This is a genomic window from Kitasatospora sp. NPDC036755 (genome assembly GCF_040636595.1).
Taxonomy (GTDB): domain Bacteria; phylum Actinomycetota; class Actinomycetes; order Streptomycetales; family Streptomycetaceae; genus Kitasatospora.
This window is the reverse complement of sequence record NZ_JBEZUT010000338.1, coordinates 1-9,286: the sequence shown is the minus strand read 5'-3', so window position 1 is coordinate 9,286 and position 9,286 is coordinate 1. Positions and strand designations below refer to the sequence as shown.

At 74.3% G+C, this 9,286-nt stretch carries 8 protein-coding genes; 6 read left to right on the top strand and 2 right to left on the bottom strand.

All coding sequences use genetic code 11. The annotated features are described in order from the left end of the window. The coding region (locus AB0E96_RS34070) for an ABC transporter permease (RefSeq protein WP_359829667.1) at window positions 1–1,245 on the bottom strand (1,245 nt) is incomplete at its 3' end. Continuing rightward, window positions 1,239–2,042 (bottom strand): ABC transporter ATP-binding protein, encoded by an 804-nt coding sequence (locus tag AB0E96_RS34065; RefSeq protein ID WP_359829666.1) that lies wholly within the window; start codon window positions 2,040–2,042, stop codon window positions 1,239–1,241. The genes AB0E96_RS34065 and AB0E96_RS34070, both read right to left, overlap by 7 nt. 209 nt (window positions 2,043–2,251) lie before the next feature. On the opposite strand from AB0E96_RS34065, the gene AB0E96_RS34060 reads away from it, so the two are divergent. The 6 genes from AB0E96_RS34060 to AB0E96_RS34035 all read left to right on the top strand — a co-directional run. Beyond that, complete coding sequence (locus AB0E96_RS34060) at window positions 2,252–3,487, top strand: histidine kinase (RefSeq protein WP_359829665.1); 1,236 nt, start codon at window positions 2,252–2,254, stop codon at window positions 3,485–3,487. After that, entirely contained in the window at window positions 3,484–4,152 is a 669-nt protein-coding gene (locus AB0E96_RS34055) for a response regulator transcription factor (protein WP_359829664.1), read from the top strand. Before AB0E96_RS34060 ends, AB0E96_RS34055 begins: the two co-directional genes overlap by 4 nt. Before the next feature lie 281 nt (window positions 4,153–4,433). Next, window positions 4,434–6,350, top strand: a complete 1,917-nt coding sequence (locus tag AB0E96_RS34050) for a radical SAM protein (protein WP_359829663.1) — start codon at window positions 4,434–4,436, stop codon at window positions 6,348–6,350. A 145-nt stretch (window positions 6,351–6,495) separates the two neighbouring features. Continuing rightward, entirely contained in the window at window positions 6,496–6,699 is a 204-nt protein-coding gene (locus AB0E96_RS34045) for a hypothetical protein (RefSeq protein WP_359829662.1), read from the top strand. Next, the gene (locus AB0E96_RS34040) at window positions 6,693–8,207 is read left to right on the top strand and encodes a class 1 isoprenoid biosynthesis enzyme (protein ID WP_359829661.1); all 1,515 of its coding nucleotides are present in this window, start codon (window positions 6,693–6,695) and stop codon (window positions 8,205–8,207) included. Before AB0E96_RS34045 ends, AB0E96_RS34040 begins: the two co-directional genes overlap by 7 nt. 194 nt (window positions 8,208–8,401) lie before the next feature. Then, window positions 8,402–9,286 (top strand): hypothetical protein (locus tag AB0E96_RS34035; protein WP_359829660.1); only part of this gene is annotated, 885 nt, incomplete at its 3' end.

Below are 9,286 nucleotides of genomic sequence, written 5' to 3'. Positions count from 1 at the left end.
GCGGAGGGCGGCCATCGGTGGGACGCGTCCCGCGCGCCGCGCCGGGATCACCCCCGCGGCCAACGTGGCCGCGGTGCCGACGGCGTAGCCGACCAGCACGGAAGCGGGCCCGACGACCAGCGGGGTCGGGCCCAGGTCGAGGCCGAAGGAGGGCATCGCCGCGTGCAGCCCGACGGCCAGCCCGATCCCGGTGCCGATGCCGAGGGTGGAGCCCACGAGGCCGAGGGCCAGTGCTTCGAGCAGGACGGACCGGTTCACCTGCCGGCGGCTCGCGCCGATCGCACGCAGCAGGCCGAGCTCGCGGGTCCGGGCCCCGACCAGCATCGAGAAGGTGTTGAAGATGAGGAGCACGCCGACCAGGACGGCCACCACCGCGAAGCCCGTCATCACCGTGCCGAGGAAGTCAGTGGTCTGACCGGCCCCGTTGTCCGGGCTCACGGCGGTCGGATCCTTGGCCTGGACGTGGACCGCGCCGCCCAGGGCGGCAACCAGGCCGCGACGGAGATCGGCGGGTGTCACACCGGCGGCCGCGTCCACCCGGATCGAGGTGGCCGCGCCGGGTTTGCCGAGCAGCCGCTGCCGGGCGGTGGCGGTGTCGACGTAGATGCGGGTGTTGCCCTGGCCGGCGGCCTTGAAGTCGGCGATGCCGGTGACCCTGGCCTCGAACGTGCCGGGGACGGCGACCACCCGGATCGTGTCCCCGATCCGCACGTGGGCGCGGTCGGCCGAGATGCGGTCGAGCACGGCCTCGTCAGGGCCCTGCGGGGCACGGCCGCCGGTGAGCCGCACCGGCGACCGGTCGGAGTCGACCCAGTTGCCTGCCAGTACGGGGATGCTGCTCTTGGCGCCGAAGCCGGACATCCCGCCGCCCGCGTCGATCGCCTTGCCCTGCGAGTCGGTCAGCGTCGCGGTGTCGACCGTGACGTCGGGGTAGGCCGCCGCCACGCCCGGCACGGCGCGCACCGTCCCGACCAGGGTGTCGGCGTCCGGCAGCGTGCCGCCCTCACCGACCACGGCCCGCTGCACCGCGTCGCCGGCCTCGGCCGGCCCCGTGCCCGCCGGCAGCGGGGCGGTGACGGTGGCGTCCGGGGCGCTCGCCGCCGCGGCGTCGTCCAAGGCCCCGTTGACCGTGCCGATGAAGATCATCGTGCCGGTGACGAAGGCCACCGAGAGCACCACGGCGAGGCAGGACATCGCAAGCCGTCCCTTGTGCGCGAGGATGCCGCGCAGCGCCACCTTCAGCATCCGTGCTGCCCCCCGCCTCGGCGCATCCGCCGCAGGACGGCTTCGGCGGTCGGGGACCGCAGCTCGCCGGCCACCCGGCCGTCGGCGAGGAAGACCACGCGGTCGGCGAACGCCGCGGCGGTCGGGTCGTGGGTCACCATGACGACGGTCTGTTCGAGCTCGTCCACGCTCCGGCGCAGCAGCCGCAGCATCTCGCTCCCGGCCTCGGAGTCCAGGTTCCCCGTGGGCTCGTCGGCGAACACGATCCCCGGCCGGCCCGCGAGGGCTCGAGCACAGGCGACCCGCTGCTGCTGCCCGCCGGACAGTTCCGAGGGCCGGTGGTGCAGCCGGTCCGCCAGGCCGAAGGTCACCACGATCTCGTTGAGCCAGGCCCGGTCGGGCGTGCGGCCCGCGATCGCCATGGGCAGGGTGATGTTCTCCAGGGCGGACAAGGCCGGGATGAGGTTGAACGACTGGAAGACGAAGCCGATCCGGTCGCGGCGCAGCTCGGTGAGCTCGCGCTCGCGCAGCGCGGTGAGCTCGGTGTCGCCGATCCAGATCCGGCCGCCGTCCACTGAGTCCAGGCCCGCCAGACAGTGCATCAGGGTCGACTTGCCCGAGCCGGACGGGCCCATGATCGCGGTGAACGCGCCGCCCTCGATCTCGATGTCGATCGCGTCCAGCGCCGTGACCTTCGCGTCGCCCGTGCCGTGGATCTTGGTGATCTTCTCGCCGCGGGCGGCGGGCTCGGGCACGCGAGCCGGTGCCCGGCCGGACCCCGGTGCTTGATCCGGGGCGGGTGCTCGGTCGAGGGTCATGCGGGTGCTCCATCCTTCGAAGGCCGTCAGGTGTCGGACGGCTTTCCACGATGGCGGTCGCGGCCTGTCCACCGGATCAGGCCGCGGCACGGAGTCGGTGTCCGGGCCCGGGGCCCGGACACCGTGTGCGCACCTGGCCGCAGGTACAGGTCCGAAGATGCGACCGCAGACGGATGGCCCGCCCACGCGCCCGCGCATACTGTCAGGACGTGCACCTTCGGCCCCCGCTCACCAAACGGCTGACCCGCGTCCAACTCGTCGGGCTGGACGCCGCGGTCGGCATCGCGCTCCTGCTGTGGGGGCGTCCCACCGACGCCCAGCTCGCCACCGCCGGACTCTCGCTCCGGGGCTGGTACGCGCTGTTGACCTTGCTGGCCTGCGCGGTGGCGGCCAAACGGCTGTGGCCCCGGTCGGCCCTCGGGGTGTCGCTGGCGACGTACGCCACGATGGCGGCCTACGGGTTCGTCAAGTTCCCTTCGCTGGCCGTCGCGTTCTGCCTCTACCAGTTCGCGCTCTCCCAGCCGCGGTGCCGGGCCCTGGTCGGCCTGGTGCTCGCCGAGGCCGTCGTCGGCGCCGGTATGGCGATGGGCCGCGGCCCGGTTCTCCTCGACACCGCGTGGGCCGCGATGTGGTTGGGACAGAGCGCGCCGATCGTGGCCTTCTGGGCGGCCGGCATGATGATCAGGTCACAGCGCGCCCACGACGCCGGGCTGCGGGCCCAGGCGGAACGCCAGGCGCAGGCCCGCATCGAGGAGGCGCAACGGACGGCCATCGAGGAACGTCTGCGCATCGCCCGCGAGTTGCACGACGTGATGGCCCACAGCATGAGCGTGATAGCCGTGCAGGCCGGCGTCGGCCGCCACGTCATCGCCGGACACCCCGACGAGGCCGCCAAGGCGCTGACCGCGATCGAGACGGTCAGCCGCACGGCTCTGCGCGAAGTGCGGGCCCTGCTCGACGTGCTGCGGGAGGAACCACCCACCGCCGACGCGGCGGCCGCCTCGGACCTGGCGAAACCCGGACTGAGCGACCTCCCCTCACTGATCGAGCAGACCGGCCGCACCGGGCTCCAGGTCGAGCTGCGGATCAGAGGCGCCGCCCGGCAGCTCCCGCCGTCGATCGACCTGGCCGGCTACCGGATTGTCCAGGAGGCGCTGACCAACTCCGTCAAGCACTCCGCGACCGCCCGCGCCCGGGCCCAGGTCAGCTACCACCCGGACGGCATCGAGATCGAGGTGACCGACGAGGGCCGCGACCGCGCCGGTCCGCCCGGCGGCCGCCCCGGCCCCGCCGTCGCGCCCGACAGCCCTGGCGGCCAGGTCGGTCACGGCCTGATCGGCATGCGGGAACGGGTCGCGCTCTCCGGCGGCGACTTCGCCGCCGGCCACCTTCCGCTCGGCGGCTTCCGCGTCTGGGCCCGGTTCCCCACGGGGGAATCGGCGTGAGCGGGGACGTGCGGGTGGTGATCTGCGACGACCAGGCCCTCGTCCGCGCCGGCTTCCGAGTCCTCGTCGACACCACGCCGGGCCTCACGGTGGTCGGCGAGGCCGGCGACGGAGCCGAGGCGGTCGAGGTCGTCCGACGGGAACGGCCCGACGTCGCCCTGATGGACATCCAGATGCCCGGAATGGACGGGATCGAGGCCACCCGGCGACTGCTCGGCGGCGACGACCCACCACCGGTGCGGATCCTGATCCTCACCACCTTCGACCTCGACCGCTATGTGTTCACCGCGCTCCACGCGGGCGCCAGCGGCTTCCTGCTGAAGGACACCCCGCCGGAGGACCTCCTCACGGCCATCGGCGTCATCGCGGACGGCGAGGCCCTGCTCTCCCCCCGCGTGACCCGGAAACTGGTGGCCGAGTTCACCAGGCGTCCCCAGGTGGCGGTCGGAGCGAACCGCCGCCTCGACGAGATCACCGACCGGGAACGCGAGGTTCTCGTCCTGATCGCGAACGGCATGTCCAACACGGAGATCGCCGACGAACTGCACCTGTCGCACTCCACCGTCAAGTTCCACGTCAGCAGACTCCTCGCCAAGCTCGGCGCCCGGGACCGTGCCCAGCTCGTCATCGCCGCCTACGAGAGCGGCCTCATGAACCACCGGTGAACCGGCCCTCCCGCTGCCCACCCTGGTCCCTCGGGATGCGAGGCGCCCGCCGGACGGGTCGGCGTCGGGGCCCGTCACCCTCCTGAGAGGGTGACGGGCCCCGATCGCGTCATCCGCCCGGTCGGCCCCCCCTCGGCCACGGCGGTACGGCCGGGCGGGGTACTCCGCCCGAGCAGCGGCGGCGTGGCCGCTGGCACATCGTGCGCGGATGGATTGGATGACTCTTCGACGCGACGGCAGCGACGGTCCCCCGGGCCGGGACAGGGTGTGGTGGGCCGAGGATGCGACTGGCTCTCGTGACGTGCTTCAACGCCGACTGGCACTTCGGCAAGGTCCCCTCGCCGTACGTGCCGCTGAACCTCCTCGGGCTGGCCGCGGTGGCCCGGCGCAGCGGACACGAACCGGTGGTGGTGGATCCGACGCTCGCGCTGCTGGAGGGCCGGGTGGGTGACGGGCCGGAGTTCCACCGGGAGGTGGCGGAGCTCATCTGCGAGTCCCGGCCCGAGGTCGTCGGCCTCACCACGATGTGCAACTCCTACCCTCAGACCCTGGCGCTGGCCCGGCAGTGCCGCGAGCTGGATCCCGGCGTGCGGATCCTGCTCGGCGGCCCGCAGGCATCCGTGGTGGACGTCGCGACCCTGCGCGAGTTCGGCTGGATCGACGCGGTCGTGCGCAACGAGGCGGACCGGTCCCTCGTCCGGGTGCTCGACCGGTGGGCGGCGGGCGACGACCTGGCCGGCGTGGCCGGCACCACCTGGCGGGGACCGGACGGCGGCCCGGTGCGCGAACCCGCCGCCCCCCTGCTGCACGACCTGGACGAACTGCCCTTCCCCGCCTACGACCTGTACCCCTTCGAGCGGACCCCGCAGGACCTCGCACCGGTGGAGGCGGGCCGCGGCTGCCCGTACGGGTGCACGTTCTGCTCGACCAACGTGTTCTTCAACCGCGAGTACCGGATCAAGTCGCCGGCCCGGCTGATCACCGAGATGCGGCACCTGCGGGACGCCCACGGATTCACCCGGTTCGACCTGGTGCACGACATGCTGACCGTCGACCGGCGGTGGGTCCTGGCGTTCTGCGAAGCCCTGCTCGACGGCGGGCACGGCTTCGAGTGGGCGTGCAGCGCGCGGACCGACCGGGTGGACGACGAGCTCCTGGCCACCATGGCCGCCGCCGGCTGCCGCGGGATGTTCTTCGGGATCGAGACCGGCTCCCAGCGGATGCAGCCGCTGGTGCGCAAGCGGCTGCGCACGGACGCCGTCCTGCCGGTCGTCCGCTCCGGCACCGACCGCGGGATCTCCTGCACCGCCTCCCTGATCGTCGGCTTCCCGGAGGAGACCACCGAGGACGCGATCGCCTCGCTCGACCTCGCGCTCGACGTCCTGGAGCTCTCGCCGGACACCCAGGCGCAGATGCACCTGCTGGCACCGCTGGTGGGCAGTCCGCTGTACGAGGAGCACCGCGAGGAACTGCGCTTCGACGGGCACAGCTCCGACATCTCGCTCTTCCTGCTGGACGAGGAGGAGATCGCGACGGTCACCCGCCACCCCGACATCTTCCCGAGCTTCTACCACATCCCGACGCCGCACCTCGATCGCGACCTGGCCAAGGCGATCTCCGCCGCCACCTACACCTGCCCGACGCTGTTCATCGGGCTGCGCACCGCCGGCGCGGACCTGCGTCAGGTGTTGACCGGCTGGACGCGCTGGCAGCACCGGCACGTCGGTCCGGAGCAGCTCCGGCCGGACTACTACCTCTACGGGTTCGTCCCGGACCTGTGCCGGTACCTGGCGGCCGAGGTCCTGGACGGGCTCGGACCGTCCGCCCCGGTCCTGCGCGACCTCATGGCGTACGTCGAACTGCGGTACGCCCTGCAGCGCCGGCTGACCGAGGACGCGACGGTGTTCCGGGCCTTCGAGCACGACGTCCGGGAACTGAGCTCCGCGCTGCGCACCGGTGGCGGCCTCGACGTGGAGCGCGTAGCGTCCGACCTGCTGTTCGTGAACCTGACGGCGTCCCGGGGCCGCGGCTACGCCTTCCTGGAGGTTTCGGTCCCGCGCACCGCCGACCCGCTGGTCCGGCCCGGGGACCGGCTGGAGATCCGCGACCCGGTCCGTCAGTTGCTGTCCCGTCCGGAGCTGGTCATCCGCAACACCTCGCAGCGGCGCGCGTTCGCCGCGAAGCACCATCTGACCTAGCGCCACGTGACGGCGCTGGGGCTGCGGCGGGAGCCGGTCGGCACCGTCGCCGGGTGACCGGGCCGCGGCCGGGCGGATCCGCCCGGCCACGGCCCGCCGACCGAAGTCGTGCACGGGAGACCGGTGCACCGAGACGAAGGAGAACATGATGGCCGGAGACGTGGCGGCGGAGCGCGGCAAGCCCGTCGGCGACCTGCCGTTCGAGGAGCTGGCGTTCGAGGAGGTCCCGTTCGAGGATCTTCCGGTCGGCGAGCTGGGGCTCGTCGAGCTGGAGTCGCGGGTCGAGGCCGAGGCCCAGGCGAGCGGCGTCACCACGGTCGTCACGACGGTCGTCTCGGGCCGGTGGTAGCCGAACGGCCGAACGGCGGGGTGCGGGTCGAACGGCACGTCGGATGGCGGGGCGACAACGCCGTGGTGGAGGAGGCCCGGCGACCGCTGCGGCGCCGGGTCGCCCGCCTGCTGCAGGTGGACGGCCTGCCGGCGACCGCCGGCCTGCCGTCCGAACGGCGGATCGCCACCGGTGTCGACCCCCGGGTCTTCTACACCTACCCTCTGCTGTTCTACACCGCCTTCCCCCGCGTCTCGCTGGCGCAGCTCCGGGCGCTGTCCGTCAGCGGCTCGTACCTCTTCGACTACGTGCTGGCCCTGGACGAGGTCCTGGACCGCCCCTCCGCCCGCACCGGGGGCGGCCTGCTGCTGGGCGGCCTCCTCCAGCGCGAGGCGCTGCACGGGCTGTACGCGCTGCTGCCGCCCGCAAGCCCGTTCTGGGACCACTTCGACCGCTACTTCGGGCACTTCTGCCAGGCGGTGCTGCGCGAGGAGGCCCGGCACCGCGGCCTGCTCCAGCCGTACTCCACGGACGAGTTGGAGCTCGTCTACGCGGGCAAGTCCGCGATCGCCAAGGGCTGCCTCGCGGCCCTCGCCGTACTCGGCGGGGACGAGCGGCCGCTGGCCGGGCTGGAGGCCTCCCACGACGCCCACTACGTGGCCTTCCAACTCGCCGACGACCTGGCGGACTGGCGGATCGACTACCGGCGCGGGCACTACTCCTACCCCCTCACGGTGGCGTTCCTGCGGGCCGGCTGGCAGCAGCGGGTGGAGTCGGCCGCGCGGCCCCCGGTGTCCGAGGTGGCGGAGCTGCTCGCCAGGGAGGGCGTGGTCGAGGAGGTCCGCGCGCTGGCCCTGGACCACCTCGACCGTGCCGAGGGCGCGGCCGACCGGGTCCCCGAGGGGAGCTGGCACGCCGCCATCCGGACCACCCGGCAGCGGATCGCGGGCCCCTCGCTCGGCCTCGACCTGCCGACCGTGCCGCCCGCCACCGCTCCGCACGGTGCCCCGGCCGGGCCGGCGGCGGAAGCCGGGGCGGCCTCCTGGCGGGGCGACCGGCGGACACCCGCGACACCGGTGGCGGCGTCCTGGCGGCCCTGGCTCGACGCCCACCGGGAGCCGCGCACACCCGGGCCCGCGGTGCTGGCGGAACAGTTCCGGAGCCTGGCGGCCGCCGGCCCGGCGCGCACCACGGGCGAGGCCCTGTGCCAGGTCGGTCTGGCGATCGCGGCCTCGCGCCGGGCCCTCCCGCAGTACGGTCTGGCCGAGCACCTCGGCCTCTCCGCCGCCGAGTTGGACTGGCTCGACCAGCACCGCCCGTGGCTGGACGGCCTGCTGGCGCTCGGCCTCGACGAGCCGCCCGAGCCGTGGCGGCCGGGCCGCCCGGAGCCGTCGGGCGGGGTGCCGGGCTGGGTGCCGCCGGCGGTCGGCCGGTACCTCGGGCACCGGCTGGTGAAGGGATCCGGGCCGGGCGGCGCCCAGGCCCCCGACGTGCTGCTCCGCGCCTACCGCGCCGAGTCCGTGGCCTGAGGCGGCTCCTGTGGATCCTTGCCGGGTGCGCGACGCTCCCCCGGCCTTCGGCCGGGAGGTGCCCCAGGACACGCACCTCGCCGCGTCGTCGTCGGTCGCCGGTGCTCCGGGGACCCGCCCTGCGATGCGCGTACCCCGACGCCGCGACCTGATCCGATGAGCCGCGCGAGACAAGCCCTGGGACGGAGGCGACCGTGACACTGCTGCTGATGGAGACCCGTGAGACCGACCGGGAGTTCGCCGAGCGGTGGGCGGGCCTGCCCGGCCGCGAGGACCGCCCGTGGGACCCGGCGCAGCCGCTCCCCGGGGCGCTCTTCGACCACGCGCCGTTCCTGCTGTACGAGTACTTCGCGACCGTTCCGATGGGCGCGGCCCGACGGGTGGCGCTGGCCGCGCGGGCGGGCGGCGCGGCCCGCTTCCTGCGGTTCCGCCAGAGCCGGGGCCAGAGCCCACCGGCCCGGGTCGACCGCGAGTGCGCGTCCCTGCGTCGCTTCGCCGTCCGGCAGTTGGCGGACGACCTGCCGGGCCGGGAGTCCTTCTGGCAGTCGCTCACCGCCGGCTACCTCCGCCCGTGGGATCCCGCCGGCGCCGGGGCGGAGCTCGCGCACACCACCACCGAGGCGTTCGCCGCACTGGCCGGGACACCGGATCCCGTCGGACCGGTGACCGAGTCGCAGAGCCGCCTGTACGCCGGGCTCGCCCGATACCGCGAATGCGTCGACTGGAGGGAGGACTTCCTGCACGGCCACCCCTCGCAGCTCGCCCCCCGGCTGCTCGCAGAGCTTGGCCTGACGCCTGCGGCGAGCCGTGCCGCCCGCGGCGAGCTGGTCGCCGACGCGGCCCGCCGCCTCCACTACGGCGGCCTCGCCGAGCACACCCTCGACGAGGCCGCCGTGCAGCTGGGCCGTGCGCTGGCCGCGGTGACCGACCTGCCGCCCGCGGGCTGGGTGGAGCGGCTCATCGGCATCTCCGAGTCCGTCCGCCGGCTGCGCGCGGACCTCGACAGGATGCGCCGGGACGGGCTGGCCCGGGCGCGCGCCGCCGCGGGCCGCGGTGGCCGTCCGGCGGCCCGGCCCGGC